Source organism: uncultured Jannaschia sp., from assembly GCF_947494025.1.
Taxonomy (GTDB): domain Bacteria; phylum Pseudomonadota; class Alphaproteobacteria; order Rhodobacterales; family Rhodobacteraceae; genus Jannaschia.
Window position 1 is genome coordinate 162,775 of record NZ_CANLTQ010000004.1, and the last position, 21,651, is coordinate 184,425.

General features: G+C 68.0%; 18 protein-coding genes. 10 read left to right on the top strand and 8 right to left on the bottom strand.

The features are described from left to right. Window positions 1–4 precede the first annotated feature (4 nt). The 3 genes from Q1B08_RS08800 to Q1B08_RS08810 all read left to right on the top strand — a co-directional run bounded on the left by Q1B08_RS08800 (window position 5) and on the right by Q1B08_RS08810 (window position 3,418). Window positions 5–370 carry an SUF system Fe-S cluster assembly protein gene (locus Q1B08_RS08800; protein WP_299817225.1) on the top strand — a complete coding sequence of 122 codons (366 nt, stop codon included), beginning with the start codon at window positions 5–7 and terminating at the stop codon, window positions 368–370. 11 nt (window positions 371–381) lie between these two features. Beyond that, window positions 382–2,061 carry a mechanosensitive ion channel domain-containing protein gene (locus tag Q1B08_RS08805; RefSeq protein WP_299817227.1) on the top strand — a complete coding sequence of 560 codons (1,680 nt, stop codon included), beginning with the start codon at window positions 382–384 and terminating at the stop codon, window positions 2,059–2,061. 115 nt (window positions 2,062–2,176) lie between these two features. Further along, a complete protein-coding gene (locus Q1B08_RS08810) occupies window positions 2,177–3,418 on the top strand; it encodes a glycerophosphodiester phosphodiesterase family protein (protein ID WP_299817229.1) in 1,242 nt (413 codons plus the stop codon). 205 nt (window positions 3,419–3,623) lie between these two features. Here Q1B08_RS08810 and Q1B08_RS08815 read toward each other — a convergent pair whose 3' ends face one another. Further along, complete coding sequence (locus tag Q1B08_RS08815; RefSeq protein WP_299817230.1) at window positions 3,624–4,091, bottom strand: MAPEG family protein; 468 nt, start codon at window positions 4,089–4,091, stop codon at window positions 3,624–3,626. A gap of 288 nt (window positions 4,092–4,379) precedes the next feature. On the opposite strand from Q1B08_RS08815, the gene Q1B08_RS08820 reads away from it, so the two are divergent. Together Q1B08_RS08820 and tpiA are read left to right on the top strand one after the other, a co-directional pair. Next, window positions 4,380–4,745 (top strand): iron-sulfur cluster assembly accessory protein, encoded by a 366-nt coding sequence (locus Q1B08_RS08820; RefSeq protein ID WP_299817232.1) that lies wholly within the window; start codon window positions 4,380–4,382, stop codon window positions 4,743–4,745. 36 nt (window positions 4,746–4,781) lie between these two features. After that, on the top strand, window positions 4,782–5,489 hold the full coding sequence (gene tpiA, locus Q1B08_RS08825) for a triose-phosphate isomerase (RefSeq protein ID WP_299817234.1): 708 nt from the start codon (window positions 4,782–4,784) through the stop codon (window positions 5,487–5,489). Between the two features lie 175 nt (window positions 5,490–5,664). On the opposite strand, the gene uvrA is transcribed toward tpiA, so the two are convergent. From uvrA to Q1B08_RS08845, 4 genes are all read right to left on the bottom strand, one after another. Next, window positions 5,665–8,523, bottom strand: coding sequence for an excinuclease ABC subunit UvrA (gene uvrA, locus Q1B08_RS08830; RefSeq protein WP_299817236.1), 2,859 nt, complete (start codon window positions 8,521–8,523; stop codon window positions 5,665–5,667). Between the two features lie 263 nt (window positions 8,524–8,786). Further along, window positions 8,787–10,181: a dihydrolipoyl dehydrogenase gene (gene lpdA / locus Q1B08_RS08835; RefSeq protein ID WP_299817238.1), complete on the bottom strand. Its 1,395-nt coding sequence runs from the start codon at window positions 10,179–10,181 to the stop codon at window positions 8,787–8,789. 87 nt (window positions 10,182–10,268) lie between these two features. Beyond that, complete coding sequence (locus tag Q1B08_RS08840) at window positions 10,269–10,865, bottom strand: DUF924 family protein (protein WP_299817240.1); 597 nt, start codon at window positions 10,863–10,865, stop codon at window positions 10,269–10,271. Next, window positions 10,862–12,139: an MFS transporter gene (locus Q1B08_RS08845; RefSeq protein ID WP_299817242.1), complete on the bottom strand. Its 1,278-nt coding sequence runs from the start codon at window positions 12,137–12,139 to the stop codon at window positions 10,862–10,864. Before Q1B08_RS08845 ends, Q1B08_RS08840 begins: the two co-directional genes overlap by 4 nt. Window positions 12,140–12,187: 48 nt before the next feature. Between Q1B08_RS08845 and Q1B08_RS08850 the strand changes: the two genes are divergently transcribed. After that, the gene (locus Q1B08_RS08850; RefSeq protein ID WP_299817244.1) at window positions 12,188–12,520 is read left to right on the top strand and encodes a hypothetical protein; all 333 of its coding nucleotides are present in this window, start codon (window positions 12,188–12,190) and stop codon (window positions 12,518–12,520) included. A gap of 69 nt (window positions 12,521–12,589) precedes the next feature. Here the strand turns inward: Q1B08_RS08850 and queA are convergent, their stop codons facing one another. Further along, window positions 12,590–13,642 carry a tRNA preQ1(34) S-adenosylmethionine ribosyltransferase-isomerase QueA gene (gene queA, locus Q1B08_RS08855; RefSeq protein WP_299817246.1) on the bottom strand — a complete coding sequence of 351 codons (1,053 nt, stop codon included), beginning with the start codon at window positions 13,640–13,642 and terminating at the stop codon, window positions 12,590–12,592. Between the two features lie 12 nt (window positions 13,643–13,654). Next, on the bottom strand, window positions 13,655–16,969 hold the full coding sequence (locus Q1B08_RS08860) for an AsmA-like C-terminal region-containing protein (protein ID WP_299817247.1): 3,315 nt from the start codon (window positions 16,967–16,969) through the stop codon (window positions 13,655–13,657). Window positions 16,970–17,055: 86 nt separating this feature from the next. Here Q1B08_RS08860 and bcp point away from each other — a divergent pair, with 86 nt between their 5' ends. From bcp to Q1B08_RS08880, 4 genes are all read left to right on the top strand, one after another. Then, on the top strand, window positions 17,056–17,523 hold the full coding sequence (gene bcp, locus Q1B08_RS08865) for a thioredoxin-dependent thiol peroxidase (RefSeq protein WP_299817249.1): 468 nt from the start codon (window positions 17,056–17,058) through the stop codon (window positions 17,521–17,523). A gap of 191 nt (window positions 17,524–17,714) precedes the next feature. Beyond that, the gene (locus tag Q1B08_RS08870) at window positions 17,715–19,043 is read left to right on the top strand and encodes a M23 family metallopeptidase (protein WP_299817251.1); all 1,329 of its coding nucleotides are present in this window, start codon (window positions 17,715–17,717) and stop codon (window positions 19,041–19,043) included. After that, window positions 19,033–19,554 carry a polymer-forming cytoskeletal protein gene (locus Q1B08_RS08875; protein WP_299817253.1) on the top strand — a complete coding sequence of 174 codons (522 nt, stop codon included), beginning with the start codon at window positions 19,033–19,035 and terminating at the stop codon, window positions 19,552–19,554. Before Q1B08_RS08870 ends, Q1B08_RS08875 begins: the two co-directional genes overlap by 11 nt. 202 nt (window positions 19,555–19,756) lie before the next feature. After that, window positions 19,757–20,464, top strand: coding sequence for a VPLPA-CTERM sorting domain-containing protein (locus Q1B08_RS08880; protein WP_299817255.1), 708 nt, complete (start codon window positions 19,757–19,759; stop codon window positions 20,462–20,464). A gap of 3 nt (window positions 20,465–20,467) precedes the next feature. Here the strand turns inward: Q1B08_RS08880 and prfB are convergent, their stop codons facing one another. Further along, window positions 20,468–21,592 carry a peptide chain release factor 2 gene (prfB, locus tag Q1B08_RS08885; RefSeq protein WP_299817256.1) on the bottom strand — a complete coding sequence of 375 codons (1,125 nt, stop codon included), beginning with the start codon at window positions 21,590–21,592 and terminating at the stop codon, window positions 20,468–20,470. Between the last annotated feature and the right edge of the window lie 59 nt (window positions 21,593–21,651).

Here is a 21,651-nt window from a genome sequence, read left to right on the forward strand (position 1 = left end):
TTTCATGACAGCCGAGCCGACCGAGCGTCTCGAGGGTGCACCCCTCATTTCTCCGTCCACGACGGAGCATCCGCTGCACGAGCCGATCGTCGATGCCTGCCGGTCGGTCTTCGACCCGGAGATCCCGGTCAACATCTACGATCTGGGTCTGGTCTACACGATCGATATCGGGGACGAGAGCGACGTGCGGGTCATCATGACCCTCACGGCCCCGGGCTGCCCCGTCGCGGGCGAGATGCCGGGCTGGGTCGCCGATGCCGTGTCCGCCGTGCCGGGCGTGAAGAATGTGGACGTCGACCTCACGTGGGAGCCGCCCTGGGGCATGGAGATGATGTCCGACGAGGCCCGCCTCGAGCTCGGCTTCATGTAGGCGCCGTTACCATGGCGGCGGCCGCGGCAGGGCGGTTCGCCCGTTTCCTCCTCATCGTCCTCGCGATCCAGCTGTCGGCCCTGCCGGGCTGGACGCAATCCTCCTCTTTCTTCGAGGTCGAGGAGTTCGACCCCGGCCTCGGCGAAACGCCCGACGCCATCGATCGCAGCACCCCGCGATCCGCGATGGTGTCCTTTCTTCAAGCCGGGGAGGCCGGTCGCTGGGACGCGGCCGCCCATGTTCTCGACCTTTCCGAATTTCCGCCGGCCGAGCAGCCCGCGCGCGGCGCCGCCCTCGCGGAACGGCTTCATGCGATCATCGAGCGCAAGGCGCTTCTGGACTGGACCCTGCTGAACGACCGCCCGGACGGCCTGCAGGCTTCGGCCAGCCAGGAGGCCCCGCAGGCGGGGGAGCCGCGCCGGTCCCTGCTTCTGCGCGAATTGCCGGCGAACATCGCCCCGGCCGCCATCCGTCTGAACCGCGTCAAGCCGGGCGACGCCGATCCGATCTGGGTCTTTCCCCCGGAAACCGTCGCCAACATCCCCGCGCTCTACCGTCGCTACGGTCCCTCGCGCTTCGAGCAGGCCCTGCCCGAGCCTTTGCGGATGCAGGCGTTCTGGGGCCTGATGTGGTGGGAGCTTCTCGGCCTGCCGCTCCTCGCCATCGCGGCGATGGGTCTCGCCGCCTTTCTCCATCGCACGCTGCAGGCGATCGGCCATCGCCTGACGAACCCGCTCGCCACGTCGATCCTGCGGGCGACGCGGATGCCGACCATCTTCGCCGTGGTGACCATGCTCGTCTGGTTCGTGACGCACCGCGTCTTCGTCTTTTCGGGCAATATCGACGTCTTCGTCACTCCGCTCATCGCCATCGGCTTCGTCACGGCGCTGCTGATGCTCATCGTCAACGTGGTCGAGGCGCTGCTGGACGCACTGATCACGCCCGGGGTGGATGTCGATCTCACCAAGGAGGAGGAGGCGGAGAAGCGCACGCTCGCCACCCGCATCAATGCGGGCAAGCGCATCATGGTCGTCGTCGTCTTTCTCGTCGGCGTGGGGATCGTGCTTTCCACCGCGCGCGTCTTCCAGGGGATCGGCATTTCCTTCCTCGCGTCCGCGGGGGCCTTCACCGTCCTTCTGGGCTTCGCCGCGCGCAACGTGCTGGGCAACATCCTCGCCTCGCTGCAGATCGCGCTGAACCAGTCCGCCCGCGTCGGCGACCGGGTCGTCTACAAGGGCGAGCTCTGCCATGTCGAGCGCATCCACCTCACCTACGTGCAGCTGCGCGACTGGGACGGGACGCGGCTGGTCGTGCCCGTGGCGGAGTTCATCTCCGAGACCTTCTCGAACTGGTCGCTGCAGGATCCGGCGATGCTGCGGATCCTGCAGCTCAAGCTCGATCCCCGGGCGGACGTGGAGGAGCTCCGGCGCGCTTTCCACGACATCCTGCGCGACCTGTCCAATGGCGAGCTGGGCGCGGAACTCGGCGACCTTGGCGAGGCCGTCGTGAACGTCGCGGGACAGGACGTGTTCGGCATCGACGTTTGGTTCAGCACGCCCTGCAAGGATCCCAATACCTCCTGGGAGGTGGCCTGCACCGTGCGCGAACGCCTCGTTGCCCGCGCCGCCGAGATCGAGCGCGATGGCGACAGGCCGGTCTTTCCGGCCACGGTGCCCGCGCAGGCCGCCTGACGCCGAGTCCGCCGGGCCTGGACCTTGCCGTCATGCGTTCGTCACGGCACTGTAACATTCTCGTCACCCGCCTGCGCGAAATCCGCCCAGACCAACCCGAGAAGAGAGACATGCCATGACTCACCGCCCCCTTCTGACCCTGCCCTGCCTCGGTCTCGCCGTTCTCGCCGGCGTGCCGGCCCTCGCGCAGGATGGCACCGGGATGCTGACCTACGGGCCGCGCCCGGCCTATCTGATCGACCAGATGGACGAGGGCGAGCTGAAGACGAAGCTCGAATCCTGCCTCGGGCAGACACCCGCGCGGACGGACTTCTCGATCGGCCATCGTGGTGCGCCGCTCATGTTCCCCGAGCATACCGACGTCTCGAACAAGGCCGCCGCGCGGATGGGGGCGGGCATCCTCGAATGCGACGTGACCTTCACCGCGGACCACGAACTCGTCTGCCGCCACGCGCAGAACGACCTCCATACCACGACCGACATTCTCGTGACCGACCTCGCCGAGACCTGCGTCACGCCCTTCACCCCCGCATCCGAGGACACGGACGCGACCGCGGAATGCCGGACCTCGGAGATCACGCTGGAGGAGTTCAGGACGCTCACGCCGAAAATGGATTCGAGCCTCGCCGCCGCGACCACCGCCGAGGAATACCAGGGCGGCACGGCCGACTTCCGCACCGACCTCTACGTGGAGGGGGCGCAGCTCCTCACCCACGCGGAATCGATCGAGCTGTTCCGCGACCTCGGCGCCAAGTTCACGCCCGAGCTCAAATCCGCCTCCGTCGAGATGCCGCATGAGGGTTTCACGCAGGAGGACTACGCGCAGAAGCTCGTGGACGAATACAAGGCCGCGGACGTCCCGCCCTCCGACGTCTGGCTGCAGAGCTTCGATCTGTCCGACATCCGCTATTGGATCGAGAACGAGCCCGAGTTCGGCGAACAGGCCGTTTATCTCGACGACCGCTACGAGGCCTTCGACGAGGACGAGGGCGAGATCGACCCGATGGACGCCTCCACCTTCGAGCCGAGCATGCAGGAGCTGGCCGACATGGGCGTGAACTACCTCGCGCCGCCGCTGTGGATGCTGGTGACCAGCGAGAACGGCGAGATCGTCCCCTCCGTCTACGCCGAGGAGGCGCGCGCGGCCGGGCTCAACCTGATCGCGTGGTCACTGGAGCGCGCCGGGACGCTGACGGATGGCGGCGGCTTCTACTTCCAGTCGATCGAGGAGCTGACCGATGGCGGCGGCACCAACTTCGAGCTGCTCGACGTGCTGGCGCAGGATGTGGGCGTCGTGGGCGTGTTCTCGGACTGGCCGGCGACGGTGACCTACTACGCGAACTGCATGGGTCTCTGAACGCGGAGCGGCGCCGCCCTCGGGGCGTCCGGGATATTCCGGAGGCAACGACGGGGGGCGCGCGCAAGCCCCTTACCAGACGTGTTGGTGAACCAGGCGGAATCCCTCCACAAAAGGGTCGAGACCACGTGACGCCCTCGCGGATTTCTGCGAGGGCGCCGCCTCTTCCGAACATCAGCCGCGCGGACGATGGACGCTTTGAGTGTCAGACCACCGCTGCGACCAACACCCACAGAGCCATTACGATCACCACGGCGGAGCCCACCGAGAAGAAGGTGGCCCTTATCTCATGGTTCTGCGCTGTGGCGTAAGCATAGGTGTGTGCGAGACGCGACAGCACGAAGGTGGCGAAGAGAAGCACCGCCACCCAAAGGGGCGGCTGCGCGGTGACAAAGACAAGTCCGGCGGCCAGGAAGGCCGGAATGCTCTCAAGGTCGTTCCGCTGCATGCGGCGCGAGCGCTCGACCTTCTCGTTTGGGTCCAGCTGCTCGGGCCGGGGGTTCCGGTTGGCTACCGTGGCACGAAGATCTTCGGTATTGAGAAGGCCCGCGTCGGTTTTCACCATCAGCGCCACGGTCATCCACCCCTGACCCATGAGCTTGAGTATCATGATCGCGGCCGCAGCCGCGTAAGCTGCAAAGACCGGGTTCTCCATCGTGAGGGCAGAGCTCATATGAGGAATTCTCCTGCGGAGGGCTTCCGCGAGACCACCTTATCACGACTCGCGACATGAAGTTGCGAGAGTGTTTTGCCGACCGTATAGCCGCCCGATCCGCTGGCACGGGACAACCTCATCGAGTGCGGTCTTCAACACATCCGATAAGGGGCTTGCGGCGCGCGGCGGCCCCCTTTTATGTCAGCCGGGCCGTCCCGAACGGATGCGTCGCGCGCACAGGATACCGCCCGGCCCCTTGAGCGCCGGGGATGGCGGGCTTACGTTCGGGGTCGAGGAGACATACCCATGTTCGCCATACCCGGTCAGCCCCCCGTCACCGTCACCCCGGCCGCCGCCGCGCAGATCGCCAGGCTCATGGCGCGGCAGGATTCGGCCGGCCTTCGCATCGGCGTCAAGAAGGGCGGCTGCGCGGGGATGGAATACACCATGGATTACGTCGCCGCCGTCGAGCCGAACGACGAGGTCGTCGAGGTGGGCGAAGCTCGCGTGCTGATCGCGCCGATGGCGCAGATGTTCCTGTTCGGGACCGAGATCGACTACGAGACGTCGCTTCTTGAATCCGGGTTCCGGTTCCGCAATCCGAACGTCGTCGATGCCTGCGGCTGCGGCGAGTCGATCAAGTTCGACGAGGCTCTGGGCAAGACCGGCTGACGTGATATGCCTCCCGCCACATGCAGGGAGGGCCTTATGCCGAAGAAGATCGCCGCCGGAAACTGGAAGATGAACGGCCTGCGCGCCGCGTTGGGCGAGGCGCGGGCCATCGCGGAGGGCGCGCCCTCGGGGATCGTCACGCTGCTCTGCCCCCCCGCGACACTCCTGGCGGCGATGCCCGAGGGTCTCGCGACGGGCGGCCAGTGCTGCCATACGAACGAAACCGGCGCCCATACCGGCGACGTTTCCGCCGAGATGCTGGCCGATGCCGGCGCGACCTACTGCATCACGGGCCATTCCGAGCGCAGGGCCGACCACGGCGAACGCGATGCGGACGTGCTCGCGCAGACCGAGGCCGCGTGGCGGGCCGGACTCACGGCGATCCTTTGCATCGGCGAGACGCTGGAACAGCGCGAGGCGGGGCGGACGCTCGACGTGCTATCGGCACAACTGGCCGGCTCCCTTCCCGAGGGCGCCACGGCGGAGAACACCGTCGTCGCCTACGAGCCGGTCTGGGCCATCGGTACCGGCAAGGTAGCCTCCCCCGAACAGGTGGCGGAGGTGCACGACGCGCTGCGCGCGCAGGTCGGCCCTGACATGTCGCTTCTCTACGGCGGGTCGGTGAAGGCCGCGAACGCCGCGGATATATTCGAGCTCGGGAACGTGGACGGCGCGTTGGTGGGCGGCGCCAGCCTCCGCGCGGCCGACTTCCTGCCGATCGCGGAGGCGCTCGCCGCGCGCTAACGGATCACGGGCTTCGGCTCCGTGACCGGCATTCCCAGGCGCGTACCCTGCTTGTACCGGGCCGGTTTTCGATCCCCGCCCGAATACCGGAGGAACGACGCCTTCGACGAGAGTCGTTCCGCCGGAAAGACGCGGCCGGGGATCACGTCGGGGCTGCGGCGCGCCCCGGCCGCGGTCACTCCGCCGCGACCCGCCGCGCCTGAAGCATCGGCTTCAGGTAGCGGCCGGTATGGCTTGCCTCGATCGCCGCGATCTCCTCCGGGCTGCCGGTCGCCACGACCTCGCCGCCGCCGTCGCCCCCTTCGGGGCCGATGTCGATCACGTGGTCGGCGGTCTTCACCACGTCGAGGTTGTGCTCGATCACCACGACCGAGTTCCCCTGGTCCACCAACTCGTGCAGCACCTCGAGGAGCTTCTTCACGTCCTCGAAATGCAGGCCCGTCGTCGGCTCGTCGAGGATGTAGAGCGTCCGCCCGGTGGAACGGCGCGACAGCTCCTTCGACAGCTTCACCCGCTGCGCCTCTCCGCCCGACAGCGTCGTCGCCTGCTGGCCCACCTTGATGTAGCCGAGGCCGACCCGCATCAGCGCGTCCATCTTCTCGCGGATCGAGGGCACCGCCTGAAAGAACGTCTGCGCGTCCTCCACCGTCATGTCGAGCACGTCGGCGATGCTCTTGCCCTTGAAGTGGATCTCCAGCGTCTCGCGGTTGTAGCGCTTGCCGTGGCAGGTCTCGCATTCGACATAGACGTCGGGCAGGAAGTGCATCTCGATCTTGATGAGCCCGTCGCCCTGGCACGCCTCGCAGCGGCCGCCCTTGACGTTGAAGCTGAACCGGCCGGGCTTGTAGCCGCGCGCCTTCGATTCCGGCAGGCCCGCGAACCAGTCGCGGATCGGGGTGAAGGCGCCGACATAGGTCGCCGGGTTGGAGCGCGGCGTGCGCCCGATGGGCCGCTGGTCGATGTCGATCACCTTGTCGAGATGGTCGAGCCCCTTCACCGTCTCGCAGGGCGCGGGCGTCTGCCGCGCGCCGTTCAGCTTCATCGACGCCGTCTTGAACAACGTCTCGATCGTGAGCGTGGACTTGCCGCCCCCCGACACGCCGGTGACCGCCACGAATTGCCCGAGCGGATAATCGACGGTCACGCCCTTGAGGTTGTTGCCCGTGGCCTTCACCACGGTCAGCTTCTTCTTGTTGCCCTTGCGCCGCGTGTCGGGCACCGCGATCTCCCGCCGGCCGGCGAGGTAATCGCCGGTGACCGAGGCGGGGTTCGCCTGCAACTCGTGCGGTACGCCGTGGGCCACGACGCGACCGCCGTGGATGCCCGCGCCCGGCCCGATGTCGAAGACGTAATCCGCCTCGCGGATCGCCTCCTCGTCGTGCTCGACCACGATCACGGTGTTGCCCTGGTCGCGCAGGTTCTTGAGCGTCGTCAGCAACCGGTCGTTGTCGCGCTGGTGCAGGCCGATGGAGGGCTCGTCGAGGACGTAGAGCACGCCGGTCAGGCCCGAACCGATCTGGCTCGCCAGACGGATGCGCTGGCTCTCGCCGCCCGACAGCGTGCCGGCGTTCCGGCTCAGCGTCAGGTATTGCAGGCCCACGTTGTTGAGGAACCCCAGCCGCTCGCGGATCTCCTTCAGGATGGCGCGGGCGATCTCGTTGTTCTGCCGCGAAAGCGCGCCGGGCACCTCGTCGCACCACGCCAGCGCCTCGGCGATCGACATCTCGACCACCTGCCCCACATGCAACCCGCCGATCTTCACGGCCAGCGCCTCGGGGCGCAGCCGGTAGCCTTCGCAGGCGCCGCAGGGGCGGTTGTTCTGGTAGCGCTCGAACTCCTCGCGGACCCAGGCCGAATCCGTCTCGCGGTAGCGGCGCTCCATGTTGGGGATCACGCCCTCGAAGACGCGGCTCACCTCGTAGATGCGGCCGTTCTCGTCGTAGCGGAAGGAAATCTTCTCGCTCCCCGAGCCGCGCAGGAAGACGCGCTGCACCGTCTCGGGCAGGTCCTTCCACGCGGTCTTGGTGTCGAAGCCGTAATGCTTGGCGATGCTGTTGATCGTCTGGGTGAAATAGGGCGACTTGGTCTTGCTCCACGGCGCGATGGCGCCCTTGGCGAGCGACAGCGTGACGTCGGGCACGATCAGCCGCTCGTCGAAGAACAGCTCCATCCCCAGCCCGTCGCAGACCGGACAGGCCCCGAACGGCGCGTTGAACGAGAACAGCCGCGGCTCGATCTCGGGGATCGTGAAGCCCGAGACCGGACAGGCGAACTTCTCGGAAAAGGTCGTCCGCTCCGGCTCGCCCTCTTTCGGTGCGGTCTCGAGAATGGCGATCCCGTCGGCAAGGTCGAGGGCGGTGCGGAAGCTGTCCGCGAGCCGCGTCTCGAGTCCCTCGCGCACGACGATCCGGTCCACCACCACATCGATGTCGTGACGGAACTTCTTGTCGAGCGCGGGCGGCGTGTCGAGGTCGTGGAAATCGCCATCCACCTTCACGCGCTGGAAGCCCTGCTTGCGCAGCTCCAGCATCTCCTTGCGGTACTCGCCCTTGCGATCCCGCACGATGGGGGCCAGCAGGTAGCCGCGCGTCCCCTCCTCCATCGCCATGATCCGGTCGACCATGTCCTGCACCTGCTGCGCGGTGATCGGCTCGCCGGTCGCGGGCGAATAGGGCGTGCCGGCCCGCGCGAAGAGAAGGCGCATGTAGTCGTAGATCTCGGTCACCGTGCCGACAGTGGAGCGCGGGTTCTTGGAGGTCGTCTTCTGCTCGATCGAGATCGCGGGCGAGAGGCCGGAAATATGGTCCACGTCCGGCTTCTGCATCATGTCGAGGAACTGCCGGGCATAGGCCGACAGGCTCTCCACGTAGCGGCGCTGACCTTCCGCGTAGATCGTGTCGAAGGCCAGCGAGGACTTGCCCGACCCCGACAGCCCGGTGATCACCACCAGCTTGTCGCGGGGAATGTCGACGTCGATGCCCTGCAGATTGTGCTCGCGCGCGCCGCGCACCTCGATGAACTTCTGGTCGGCCATTCTGCCCCCGGATCTCGTGCAAGTTCTCGACATAGGAGATGCGAACCCGCATGCAATCCGGGCCGGCCGATTCCCGTGCGAACAATCCGCGAACGCCTATCACGTCCACGGGCGGGGCGCCAGACGCGCGGGCGCGCGATGCCCTCCGCTCGGAACCGCAAGACGGCGCGCGGCGCCGGGCTCCGCGTCTCGAAATCGACCTCGCGCTCCCGGTCCAGGCCGGCCGCGCGACGGCGGCCGGCCGGTCGCCTGTCAGTCGCCCGTCAGTAGTGGATCGCCCGTCCGTCCGCGTCGAGCACGCTTTCGTGCATCATCTCCGACAGGGTCGGGTGCGGGAACACGGTATGGGCCAGATCCTCCTCCGTCGTCTCGAGCTGCCGCCCCACGACGTAGCCCTGGATCAGCTCGGTCACCTCCGCGCCGACCATGTGCGCGCCCAGAAGCTCGCCCGTGGCCTTGTCGAACACGGTCTTCACCATCCCCTCCGGCTCGCCCAGCGCGATGGCCTTGCCGTTGCCGATGAACGGGAAATGCCCGACCTTGATGTCATGCCCCGCATCGCGGGCCTGCGCCTCCGTCAGCCCGACGCTCGCCACCTGCGGATAGCAGTAGGTGCAGCCGGCGATGCTTTCGGGACGGACGGGATGGACGTCGTTCCGGCCCGCGATCAGCTCGGCCACCATGACGCCCTCGTGGCTGGCCTTGTGGGCGAGCCACGGCGCGCCGGCGATGTCGCCGATGGCGTAGACGCCCTCGACCCCCGTGCGGCAATACTCATCCACGACCACGTGCGACTTCTCGACCTTCACCCCGGCTTCCTCGAGGCCCAGCCCCTCGACATTGCCGACGATGCCCACGGCGGAGATCACGGTGTCGAACTCGTAGCTCTCGGCCTTGCCCTTCGACTCGATCTTCGCCACCACCCTGTCGTCCTGCCGGTCCAGCTCCTGCACGATGGCTTTCTGCAGGATCGTCATGCCCTGCTTCTCGAACTGCTTCTTGGCGAATTTGGAGATTTCCTCGTCCTCCACCGGCAGGATGCGGTCCATCACCTCGACCACCGTCGTGTCGGCGCCGAGCGTGTTGTAGAAGCTCGCGAACTCGATCCCGATGGCGCCCGAGCCGATCACGAGGAGCTTCTTCGGCATGTGCGGCGGCTGCAGCGCGGTCTTGTAGTTCCAGACCCGCTTGCCGTCCGCTTCCAGCCCCGGAAGGTCGCGGGCGCGCGCGCCGGTGGCGACGACGACGTTGCCCGCCTCGTAGGTCTCCTCGCCCTTGTCGGTCGTGACCGTGACACGACCCGTTCCGGCGAGCTTCGCCTCGCCCATGATCGTGGTGATCTTGTTCTTCTTGAACAGGTGCCCGATCCCGCCGGACAGCTGCTTGGCCACCCCGCGGGAGCGCTTGACCACCGCGTCGAGGTCGTAATCGATCCCCTCCGCCTTCAGGCCGAACTCCTTGGCGCGGTGCATCAGGTGGAACACCTCCGAGGAGCGCAGCATCGCCTTGGTCGGGATGCAGCCCCAGTTGAGGCAGATGCCGCCCAGATGCTCGCGCTCGACGCAGGCGACGCTGAGGCCCAGCTGCGCGGCGCGGATCGCCGCGACATAGCCGCCGGGACCGGCCCCGATCACGATCAGGTCGAAGGATTTGGCCATGTTCATGCCTCTCGCGTGCTCAATCGGTCAACGTCGGCCTAGCCTGCGCAGCGCCCGGAGGAAAGGCAAGGGTCCGCGGGGTCCGGCCTAGGCGGCGCGCAGGGCGCGGACCACCTCGCCGTAGCCGCCCGCCTCGAGAAAGGCCCGCTCGGCCCGGGTCGAGCGGCGGCCCAGCGCCTCGTTGCGGTAGGGGAAACGGCCGTGATCGCGGATCACCTGCCGGTGCGCCCGCGCGTGGAGCAGGCTTTCCGGCGCGTCCATCCGCCGCGCGAACATCCGGCAGGACCGGTCCTGATGCGCGAGGCATTCCGAATGCATGAACGGCAGGTAGAAGAACTGCCGCGCCGGCCCCTCCACCGCGAGGTCGTAGCCGGCGTCGATCGCGTGCCGGGCGGCGTCGCGTGCCGGCGCGTCGGTCGCGAAGGCGCGCGCGTCGCCGCGGAACATGTTGCGCGGGAACTGGTCGGTCAGGACGATGAAGGCGAGGCTGCCGCGCGCATTGCGCTGCCATTCGGTCAGGCCGCCCGTCCGCGCGTCCGTCCAGGCCGCCTCGAACCGCGCCCGGATCGCCGCGTCGAGCGCGTCGTCCTGCTTGTACCAGTCCTCGGGCGTGCACGCCTCGAGCCAGAATTCCAGAACGTCCCCGGCCCCGACCCGCACGTCGTCGCTCGTTTCCCGCTTCATGCCGCCTTCTCCGTTTCCTCCGACGTGTCCGCGTCGTCGCTTCCGCTTTCCCAGGTCTCGACCGCCGAGCCGATCGTGACCGGCGTGACCCCCATCGGGGAAAGTACGACATAGTCGGCCGACTCGTCGACGACCTGCACCGCCCGGCGGCGCATCCGCCAGATCGCGTAGCCCGCCAGCGCCGCCATCAGCGCGCCGATGAACAGGAAGAACCCGCCCGGCCCCGCCACCGACATCAGCCATCCCGTCAGGATCGGACCGCCGATCGCGCCCACCCCGTTCACGAACAGAAGCCGCGCGGAGGCCGAGGCCATGTCGTCGGCCTCCAGGTAGTCGTTCGTATAGGCCAGCAGCAGCGCATAGAGCGGGTTCGCCATGCCGCCGATGAAGAACGCGGCGATCATGAGCCCCGTCACGCCACCGAAGCCGGAAACCCCCAGCCCGCAGGCCAACCAGCCGATCACCGCGCCGATCGCCACCATCACTCGCCGGTCGTAGCGGTCCGAGGCCCAGCCGATCGGGTATTGCAGCAGGAGCCCGCCGGTATACATCGCCGACACGAACAGGGCGATCTGCGCCGAGCTGAGCTGCGCCTGCGCCCCGAACACGCCCGCCATGCCGAACATGGCGGAGAACACCGCGCCCATCAGGAAGATGCCCACGAAGCCCAGCGGCGAAACCTGATAGAGCTTGCGGAACGACATCGGTTTCGCCTTCTCGAAGGGCGGCATCGGCGTGGCCGAAAGCAGGATCGGCGCGAAGGCGAGGCTCACGAGCACGGAGACCACGATGAAGAGGTGGAAATCCGCCGGGTCGCCCAGCACGAAGATCGCCTGCGCCGCGACGATGCCGACCATCTGCGCGATGATGTAGAGCGACAGCGCCCGGCCCCGCGTCTCGTTGGTCGTGGTATTGTTGAGCCAGCTTTCCGAGACGATGTAGACGCCGCAGAAGCAGAACCCCAGAAGCAGCCGCAGCAAGGTCCAGGCGGGCGGGTTCGTCAGCGCCGGGTAGAGGATCAGCCCCGCGCTCGCCAGGGAGCCCAGCGCCGCGAAGACGCGGACATGGCCGACCCGCCGGATCATCCCCGGAACGAATTGCGAGCCCAGCAGGAAGCCCACGAAATAGGCCGACATCACGACGGAGATCGCCGTGGTCGAGAAGCCCTCGATATCGGCGCGCACGCCGAGCAGCGTGCCCTGCATCCCGTTGCCCACCATCAGGAACACGATGCCGAGCAGCAGGGCCCAGGAATTGCGGATGACGGACAGCATGGGGCGGCCTCGGGACGGTGCGGATTCCCCCGCCGCCTACGCCGGAGAGTGCGATGCGTCCATGCACATTCCGCTCGATTTGGCTGCAAACACGCCCCTGCGCGCGGCATCCGGCCGATCCCCGCGAACGATGGCCCCGAAGGGGCGCGCTCGTTCCGCCCGGCCACGCGGAAGGACGAGAACCTCGCCCGCGCGGGCGACTGGTATCCGGGCGAGCGCAGCTTCGCGGACGCCTATCTCGACACGCTGGTCCGCTGGCTGGATCTCGTCCCGCTCCCGCTCGGCGACTACCCGGCGCTCCGCGCGCATCGCGACCGGATGGAGACCGATGACGGCGTCCGCCACGCCCTCGCCCGGCAGGGGATGACGCCGCAGACCTGACGCCGCGCCCGTGTGGGTCGGCTGTGCCACGCCCGTAACACAGGCATAACACAGCCGTAACACGCCGCCTCAGCCCCCCGGCAGCAGGAGCGAGGCGTCGCCGTAGCTGAAGAACCGGTAGCGCGCCGCGACCGCGTGGGCATAGGCGCGTCGCATCCGTTCCCGCCCCATCAACGCGGAGACGAGCATCAGCAGCGTGCTCTGCGGAAGGTGGAAATTCGTTATCAGCCCGTCGGTTACGCGGAACTCGTAACCGGGGTAGATGAAGATGTCGGTTTCGCCCCGGAACGGCGCGATCCCGCCCTCCGCCGCCGCGCTCTCGATCAAGCGCAGCGCGGTGGTCCCGACCGGAATGACCCGCCCCCCCACCGCGCGCGTTTCCGCAATATCGTCCGCCGCTTGCGGCGTGACCTCGCCCCATTCGGCGTGCATCCGGTGGGTCGTCACATCCTCCACCTTGACCGGCAGGAACGTCCCCGCCCCCACATGCAGCGTCACCTCGGTGAAGGCAATTCCGTGATCGCGAAGCGTCTCGAGCAGTTCCGCGTCGAAGTGCAGGCTCGCCGTCGGCGCCGCCACCGCGCCCGCATGCCGCGCCCAGATCGTCTGGTAATCGTCCCGGTCCGCCGCGTCCGGGGCGCGCTTCGCGGCGATGTAGGGCGGCAGCGGCATCTGTCCCGCTGCATCGAGCGCGTCCTGCAAGTCCCTGTGGCCGCTATCGAACGCGAGCGTCACGTTGCTCTCGTCCTTTGCCGCGACGCGGGCCGTGAGGCCGGTGGCGAACTCGATCCGGTCGCCCTCGCGCAGCTTGCGCAGCGGCTTGCCGAGCGCCTGCCAGCTTCCGTCGGGCCGCGCCCCCGTCAACGTGAACTCGACCTTCGCGCGGCCCGAGCCGTCGGCCGTCCGCCGCACCCGCTCGCCGTGGAGCCGGGCCGGAATCACCTTGGTGTCGTTGAGGATCAACCGGTCACCGGGCCGCAACCAGCACGTCAGGCCGCGGACATGCGCATCCGTCAACCGGTCGCCTTCCGCCACCAGCATCCGCGCCGCCGAACGCGGCCGGACGGGCCGCGTGGCGATCAGCTCCTCGGGGAGGTCGAAGTCGAAATCGCTCAGTTTCATGCCCGCCGCCTATCAGGAGGGCGGCGGCTTGCGGAAGACGTCGCGAAACGCGCCCGGCGTGAGGATCGAGAGCGGATTGACCGATACGTCCGGATCGGCCGCCGGCCCGGTCAGACGGTAGGTGAAGCCGAAGAGTCCCTCGTCGCGCTGCCCGAACAGCGCGCCGAACAGGCCGTTCACGAGATAGATGGGCGAAACGACGCCCTGCATGTCCATCCGCATCGTACCGAGGTCGTAGGCACCGTCCGCCGTGATCGACATGCTGGGCCCCACCGCGCTCGCCCGCCGGACGAGGATATCGTCGGGCCGGAGCGTGAAGTCGGTTTCCACCGTCTCGAAGTAGAGCCCCTCGCCCGTCAGCTGCTCGAGGATGCCCACGACCGAGAGCGTCTGCAGGAGCGAGGCGAGCGCCGGGGCGTTGCGGACGCGCAGCCGGCTCATGCGCACCTGCCCGGCATATTCCCCCGTTCGCGGGGTCGGACGGAGCGTCATGGTGATCGTGCCGCCCCGCGCGTCCTCGAACAGGCCGGCGGATTGCAGGACGCCGCCCGCGTCGTTGCCCGAGATCTGCACGGCCGAGCCGCCCGCATCCGGCGCGATCCGCCCCGCGATCGCCGCGCCCCCGTTGATCCGGCCGGTGAAGCTGCCGCTGCTATCGGGAAGCGAGGCGCGCAGGTCGGTCAACGCGATGCCTTCCGAGATCGTGAGCCGCGAGAGCGCGATGTCGAGCGGCCCGCCCTCGCCCGATCCGCCCCCGGCGCTGAGCAACGCCTGCCGCAGATCGGCCGTGCCGCCCTCGATGGCGATGGCGGGCATGGCGCCGGGCCCCCGGCCGGTCAGTGTCACGGGCCCCCGGAACCAGCCGGTATCGACGCGATCGAACCGCGCGCGGTCGAGGCTTCCGTCTGCGCGGAGCGTCACTTGGCCCGTCGCGTCGAGCCCCGGCGCGTCGAGCCGCATCGACGTCACCTCCGGCACCGCGCCCAGCGTCGCCTCGAGCGCGAAGGGCGCCGCCCGCCCCCGCGACTTTCGCCAGCCGATCGCAGGCAGCGCGGCCGACAGTCCCGCGAGGTCGCTTTCGACCCGTATCTCCGGCTCCCCGCCTTGCGGCAGCGTCACGTCCAGGCGCGCCTCTGTCGCCCCGTCGAGTTCCAGCGCCGCGATCGAGATGCCGAGGCGGTCGAGCCCCGCGGGATCGATCCGCGCCACCCCGGTCACGCGTCCGGGCTCCGGCAGGGCCCGCGGCGCCTCGTCTTCCGAAGCGGAAGCGGAGGTGGCCGGGGGCGGCAGGGCCTGCCGCCAGCGTCCGGTGAAGGGCACGCCCTCGAATGTCGCGTCGCCCGCGATCTCGACCCGCTCCGCGTCGACCGACAAGCGGAGCCGCTCCGCCGCGATCGCCCGGCCGGGGACCAGCGCGCGGCTTTCCACATCGGTCAGGGTCGCGGACACGTCGTAGGAGATGTCCGCCGGCGCGTTCCCCGCCCGCAGCGGCAGGCGCACCGAGACGTCCGCCGTGACCCGGCCGTTCGCGAGGTCCGGTCCCTTGCCCAGACGCTCTAGAAGCTCGAAGGGCGGGTTGTCGAGAACGGTCAGCAGGTCACCGATCTCCCCCGTGGCCCGCAGCTCCAGCTCTCCCCGCGGGGGACGGGCGCGGGTGTCGTCGATCACGAAGGTGGTCCCCGCGACGTCGATGCGTCCCGTCGCCGGATCGCGCGGGCTCTCCGGGCCGAGCGCGGGAATCACGCCCGCGTCCAGCCGCAGGGTCAGACGGTCGCCGTCGAGTTGCGCCGCCCCCGACACCTCCTCGGCCGGCGGCATGTCGCGCATGTAGCGGAACCGCGCCGCCTCGACACCGAAGCTCGCCGCCACCTCCGGCGGCCTCCCGGGCTCAAGTCGAAGCAGACCCTGCGCCTGCGTCGCGGTGCCCGCGAGCATGTTCGTCGTGAACCATTCGCGCGAGCCGGACATCAGGTCGCGCGGCCACAGAGCCGCCAGATCGCCCACCGCCATGCGCGGCACCGACAGCGACAGGCTTCCGGCGATGCCCTCGGGCGGAAAGGTCAGCCGCCCCGAGGCGCGCGCTGTGCCGGACGGTCCGGACACGACCGCCTGCCCGAGATGGAGCGAAAGCGGGCGCTGCGTGATCCGCGCCTCGAGCGCGCCGCTGGAGAAGGCCACCCGACGGTCGAACAGGCCCTCGGGGTCGAACACCGTCTCGCCGAGGCGCAGCTGCACCTGCACCGGGCCGACCAGACCTTTCTCGAGAAGGATCTGGCCCGAAGCCGCGAGCGACATCTCGTCGGAGGTCCCCGCGATCTCCGACAGGCCGATCCGTCCCGAACCGGGGAGCCAGTCGAAGGCCAGCACCGCGCGGTCGAGCGCCAGTCGCGGCCGGTCCGTCGCCGAGACGTCCGACACCTCCACCCGGCCCGTGAGCGGTCCCGGTTCGCCCGCCCCGCTGACCCGCATCTCGGCGGTCGCCGCCGCTTCGCCCCGGACCAGCGTCAGCGCGGGAACGCCCGGCAGCGCCTCGGCCAGCCCGCCGAGCGACAGGCCGGAAAGCGCGATGCGCGCCCGCGCCCCGCCCGCCGTTTCGTCCGGGTCGCGATCCAGCGCGGCGGTCACCCGGGCGACGCTTCCGCCCAGACGCAGCGCAGAGGCGAGCGACAGCCGGACCGCATCCCCGTCGCGGCGCCATTCGAGATGGCCGTCCTCCACGACCTGCGACAGGCCCGTCACCGCGTCCTCGAACCGGACCCGCACGTCCTCTACGTCCACATCCGTCAGGCCCGCGACGATCGGGGTGGCAAGCGCGGCGTCGAGTGTGTCCAGCGCCTCCGGCCAGCTGCCCGGCAGCGCGCCGCCGCCCTGCCCGAAGGCCAGCGAAAAGCGCCCGTCCGCGTCGCGCGACACGTCGAGCGCGAGGCCCTCCACCGCGACCTGTCGCGGCCGCACCTCCCCGCGCAGGAGCGCGGCGCCGTCCAGCGCGACGCGCGCCTCGGGCAGCGACACGATCGCCCGCCCCCCCTGCAGCAGCGCCGCGTCCAGAAGGCGGAGGCGGAGCGCCTGCGCCTCGAGGTCGTAGGCGAGCGCAACCTCGCCCAGCGTCACCGCATGCGACGCGAGACCGCCGCCGATCCGCGCCTCCACGCGCGCGACGACCCAATCCGGCAAAGCGATGGGATCCCGCGTCAGGCGCAGGGCCGTGCCGACGAGGAGACCGAGCACGACGATCAGGAGATAGAAGGTCGCCTTTCCGACCGCGCCGCGGCGACGGCGCCGGCCTTCCGCCCGAGCGGTCGTCTTCCTCGATACATCGTCTGGCAAGGCGGTCTCCGGCGCTGGCCCGCCATCTTGACCCGCCGTCCGGCGGGTTCCAAGTCCGATGGAAGTCAGCTTCACGGAGTCGCGACATGGCAGAGGACATCATTCCCGGTACACCGGCCCCCGGCTTCACGCTGCCCCGAAGCGGAGGCGGAACGGTCGCGCTGTCGGACCTGCGCGGTCGGACGGTCGTGCTCTATTTCTACCCCAAGGCCGACACGCCGGGTTGCACGAAGCAGGGAATCGCCTTTTCCGAGGCGCAGGCGGAGTTCGAAGCGGCGAACGCGGTGATCGTCGGCATCTCGAAGGATCCGGTCGAGAAGCACGACAGGTTCGCCGCCAAGCACGGCCTGTCGATCGTTCTCGCCTCCGACGCGGACGGCACGACCTGCGAGGATTACGGCGTCTGGCGCAAGAAGAGCATGTACGGCAAGACCTTCATGGGCATCGAGCGCTCCACGTTCCTGATCGACGCGGAGGGCATGGTCCGCGAGGTCTGGCGCAAGGTTAAGGTCTCGGGCCACGTCGAAACGGTCCTCGCCACCCTCCGCACCTGACCCCCGACGCCCGCTGGGCGGGATCCCGCCCGCCGCCCCCGGATCGGCCGGCGATTCGTTGCGCCTGTGTTTCCAGTTCCCTAACGATCTCCCAAAATCTTGAGCTCCTGTGACACGGGAGCCACGAGGCAATGAGGCAACGAGATCGTGACGTCACAAAGACGCGCGGCGACAGTTTACGGGGAACGCGCGTGAAGCAACGCCTGTCGGACAGACTCAACGTCAAGCTGGAGCGGCATCTGCCGGAGCAGCGGCTCTTCCTGAAATCCGAACAGGGTACGCGTTTCGTCCGCATGCGTCCGATGACGCAGGCCGGCATGCTGCTCGGCGGGGCGGTCGTGGTCGGCTGGACAGCGGTGGCCACGTCCTTCTTCGTGATCGGCTCGATCACCGTCGGATCCGTTCGCGACGAGACGGCCCGCGCGCAGACCGCCTACGAATCGCGCCTCGCGGCCCTCTCGACGGAGCGCGACACCCGCGCCGCGGAGGCCGAACAGGCGCTGGAGCGCTTCTACGCCGCGCTCGACGAGGTTTCGAAGATGCAGGGCACGGTCCTCGCCTCCGAGCAGCGCGCCCACGAACTCGAAACCGAGATCGAGGTCATCCAGACGACGCTGCACCGCACCGTCGCCGAGCGCAACGAGGCCCGAAACACGGTCGAGACGCTGCAGGCCCGGCTGGAGGATGCGCCGGAAGCGGCCGTCCTGGCCGCGCGTTTGGCCTCGGATCGCAGCGCCACCGTCACGGCGCTCGCCGAAGCGCTCGACGCCGTCGCGCTCGCCCGCGACGAGGCGCTCGTCGTGGCCGACGGCGCCGAGGCCGAGTTCGAGCGGATGCAGGATCACGCCGATCTGATGGCCGACCGCAACGACCGCATCTTCTCACGGCTCGAGGACGCGCTGGAAACCTCGATGGAACCGCTGGAACAGGTGTTCGACAAGGCGGGCATCTCGTCGGACGCCATTCTCGACTCCGTGCGTTCCGGTTATACCGGCCAGGGCGGGCCGCTCGAGCCGGTGGTGCTGTCCACACGCGGCGGGCCGGTCCTGCCGGACACCGACACCGCCCGGGCCAACCGCATCCTCGACCGGCTCGAGGATATCGACCTCTACAGGCTGGCCGCCGAGAGCCTGCCGCTCGCGAACCCGCTCAAGGACGGCTACCGCCAGACGTCGGGGTTCGGCCCGCGCTGGGGCCGGATGCATTCCGGGCTCGACTTCGCCGCTCCGAAGGGCACGGCGATCCATGCGACGGCGGAGGGCAAGGTCACCCATGCCGGCTGGATGTCGGGCTACGGCAAGATGGTCGAGATCCGCCATCCGCTCGGCTTCACCACGCGCTACGCGCATCTGAACTCGATCGAAGTGAAGGTCGGCCAAAGGGTCTCGCGCGGCGATAGCATCGGTGGTATGGGAACAACCGGACGCTCGACCGGCGTGCATTTGCACTACGAGGTGCGCAGGAACGGTCAGGCCCTGAACCCGGAAACCTTTCTTAGCGCAGGTCAGGATGTTTTCTAAATCGAAGCTGAACCAGCAGCCCGGCGGTGACGCCGAGCATTCCTCCAAGCCGCAGCAGCCCAAGGGGCAAGGTTTCTCCGAAGCTCCGGCCAAGATGGAACTCGGCGCCGGTCCCGCCGCGATGAAGCCGAAGGTCGCCCCCTCGACCCTGTCCTCGGACCTGGTCATCAAGGGCGACATCAAGACCTCCGGCGATATCCAGGTCGACGGCGAGGTCGAGGGCAACGTCACCGCGCATCTGCTGACGGTGGGCGAGAACGCGGTGGTGCGGGGCGAGGTGATCGCGGACGATATCGTGGTCAACGGCCGCGTCATCGGCCGGGTCCGCGGCCTCAAGGTCCGGTTGACCTCCACCGCGCGGGTCGAGGGCGACATCATCCACAAGACCATCGCCATCGAGTCGGGCGCGCATTTCGAGGGTGCGGTCCAGCGTCAGGACGATCCGCTCGGCGGCGGCTCCCGGCAGCCTGCCCCGGCGAAGCGTCCGGAGCCTTCACAAACCCAAGGCTGATCCCCGTCGAGACGCCCACCGGGTCAGAGCGAGAGCCGCCTTTGGGCGGCTTTTTCGTCGCTAACAGGCAGACCTAGCCGTCATATACATCTGGTTTTGGCTACCGGAGGCGATTAACATTCAGTTAAGAAACCGTTCGCGTTTTGGGTTGGATCGGGTACGGTTCGACCGACCAGGAAAATCATGAATACGGGCGATCCTCATGAAAAACGTTCTCCTCGCTGGCATTGCGTCGCTCTTCCCGGTCGTGGCCGCCGCGTCGACGATGCCCCAAACTTTTATCTATGACCTTACGATAACTACCGGACGGCCCGACTTTCAATCGCTGTTGGTCGAATCATATTCGTACGACTACGCTGACCTCCCTGCGTCGGACCAAGCTAACTGCGAAGACTGGATGCCCGGAGTATCCTGTCCGAACTATATTCCAAGCATTCTCGACGTCTCTGGAACGGACTTAAATCCGTCTCCAGTGACGGAAGCTGTACAACTCGTGTTAAGGACTGACGGCACAGGTTCCTGCAATTCCGATCTAATTTACATCTGCAATAGTGCCTTGCCACAGATCGGCTCCGGTAACGAAATGCGAGACATCACGTTCGACATCTTCGCCAACGCGAAGGGCTTCGTGATCGACGCGTTGGACGCATCTTTTCAGACGATGATATCGTTTTCCTCCGCGGCTTATGCCGAAACGAGTGAGTATGTGCTGCAGGTGGAAAAGGATGGTTTCTTTATCAGAGAAAACCCCACGTCCCTACGAACCTTGAACTTTGTGGTGGCCTTGAATGGCGTAACGGTCGTTGCAGCGGATAACATGGTCGCGCCCGTGCCACTTCCCGCCGGTTTGCCCCTGCTCGCCGCCGGACTTGGGGGGCTGGCGCTCCTGCGCGCACGCAGGAACACCTGACGGTTACTCCATCGACGCGTCCGCACGGCTCTTGCCGGACGCGTCGGAGGCCAGCACGCTTGCCATGACGCCGTCGAGCGCGCCATCGAGAATGCCCTGCGTGTCCGACGTCTCGAACCCGGTCCGCAGGTCCTTCACCATCTGATAGGGCTGCAGCACGTAGGACCGGATCTGGTTGCCCCAGCCGGCATCGCCCTTGGCCTCGTGCGCCGCGTTGATTTCCGCATTCCGCCGGTCGAGCTCCATCTGGTAAAGCCGCGACTTCAACGCCTTCATCGCGATGTCGCGATTCTGATGCTGCGACTTTTCCGAGGATGTCACCACGATCCCGGTCGGGATATGGGTGATGCGCACGGCGGAATCCGTCGTGTTGACATGCTGCCCGCCCGCACCGGACGAGCGGTAGGTGTCGATACGAATGTCGTTCGGGGCGACCTCGATCTCGATGTTGTCGTCCACGACGGGATAGACCCAGACCGAACTGAAGCTGGTATGCCGTCGGGCGCTCGAATCGTAGGGGCTGATCCGCACCAGGCGGTGGACGCCGCTTTCGGACTTGAGCCAGCCATAGGCGTTCTTGCCGCTGATCTTGTAGGCGGCGGACTTTATACCCGCTTCCTCGCCGTAGCTTATCGATTGCAGCTCCACGTCATAGCCGCGCTTCTCGGCCCAACGGGTGTACATCCGCGCGAGCATCGCCGCCCAGTCGCAGCTCTCGGTGCCGCCCGCGCCCGAGTTGATCTCCAGAAACGTGTCATTGCCGTCCGCCTCGCCGTCGAGCAGGGCCTCGAGCTCCTTCGCAGCGGCGACCTTCACCAACGCCGCAATGGCCGCCTCGGCTTCGGAGACGACCTCGGCATCCTCCTCCATCTCGCCCAGCTCGATCATCTCGAGATTGTCGGCCGTATCGCGCTCCAGCGCTTCGATCCCCTCGATCGCGTCGATCAGGCCCTGACGGTCCCGCATCAGCTTCTGCGCGCGCTCGGGATCGTCCCAGAGGGTCGGATCCTCGATCATCGCATTGAATTCCTCGAGGCGGTGCGATGCCGTCTCCCAGCCGAGGCGACGCTTCAGGAGCGCGACGGACTTGCCGATCGCCTCGACGTTGTTCTGGACTTCTGCGCGCACGACTGGCCTCCGGATTCAGCGATCGACGGGTGACCTAACCCCTGCCCCGCGCCCGGGCA

What these genes read in the sequence shown, in the direction of transcription:
- Q1B08_RS08800 (WP_299817225.1), top strand. Translation starts at nt 5, where the DNA reads ATGACAGCCGAGCCGACCGAGCGTCTCGAGGGTGCACCCCTCATTTCT.
- Q1B08_RS08805 (WP_299817227.1), top strand. Translation starts at nt 382, where the DNA reads ATGGCGGCGGCCGCGGCAGGGCGGTTCGCCCGTTTCCTCCTCATCGTC.
- Q1B08_RS08810 (WP_299817229.1), top strand. Translation starts at nt 2,177, where the DNA reads ATGACTCACCGCCCCCTTCTGACCCTGCCCTGCCTCGGTCTCGCCGTT.
- Q1B08_RS08815 (WP_299817230.1), bottom strand. Translation starts at nt 4,091, where the DNA reads ATGAGCTCTGCCCTCACGATGGAGAACCCGGTCTTTGCAGCTTACGCG.
- Q1B08_RS08820 (WP_299817232.1), top strand. Translation starts at nt 4,380, where the DNA reads ATGTTCGCCATACCCGGTCAGCCCCCCGTCACCGTCACCCCGGCCGCC.
- tpiA (WP_299817234.1), top strand. Translation starts at nt 4,782, where the DNA reads ATGCCGAAGAAGATCGCCGCCGGAAACTGGAAGATGAACGGCCTGCGC.
- uvrA (WP_299817236.1), bottom strand. Translation starts at nt 8,523, where the DNA reads ATGGCCGACCAGAAGTTCATCGAGGTGCGCGGCGCGCGCGAGCACAAT.
- lpdA (WP_299817238.1), bottom strand. Translation starts at nt 10,181, where the DNA reads ATGGCCAAATCCTTCGACCTGATCGTGATCGGGGCCGGTCCCGGCGGC.
- Q1B08_RS08840 (WP_299817240.1), bottom strand. Translation starts at nt 10,865, where the DNA reads ATGAAGCGGGAAACGAGCGACGACGTGCGGGTCGGGGCCGGGGACGTT.
- Q1B08_RS08845 (WP_299817242.1), bottom strand. Translation starts at nt 12,139, where the DNA reads ATGCTGTCCGTCATCCGCAATTCCTGGGCCCTGCTGCTCGGCATCGTG.
- queA (WP_299817246.1), bottom strand. Translation starts at nt 13,642, where the DNA reads ATGAAACTGAGCGATTTCGACTTCGACCTCCCCGAGGAGCTGATCGCC.
- bcp (WP_299817249.1), top strand. Translation starts at nt 17,056, where the DNA reads ATGGCAGAGGACATCATTCCCGGTACACCGGCCCCCGGCTTCACGCTG.
- Q1B08_RS08875 (WP_299817253.1), top strand. Translation starts at nt 19,033, where the DNA reads ATGTTTTCTAAATCGAAGCTGAACCAGCAGCCCGGCGGTGACGCCGAG.
- Q1B08_RS08880 (WP_299817255.1), top strand. Translation starts at nt 19,757, where the DNA reads ATGAAAAACGTTCTCCTCGCTGGCATTGCGTCGCTCTTCCCGGTCGTG.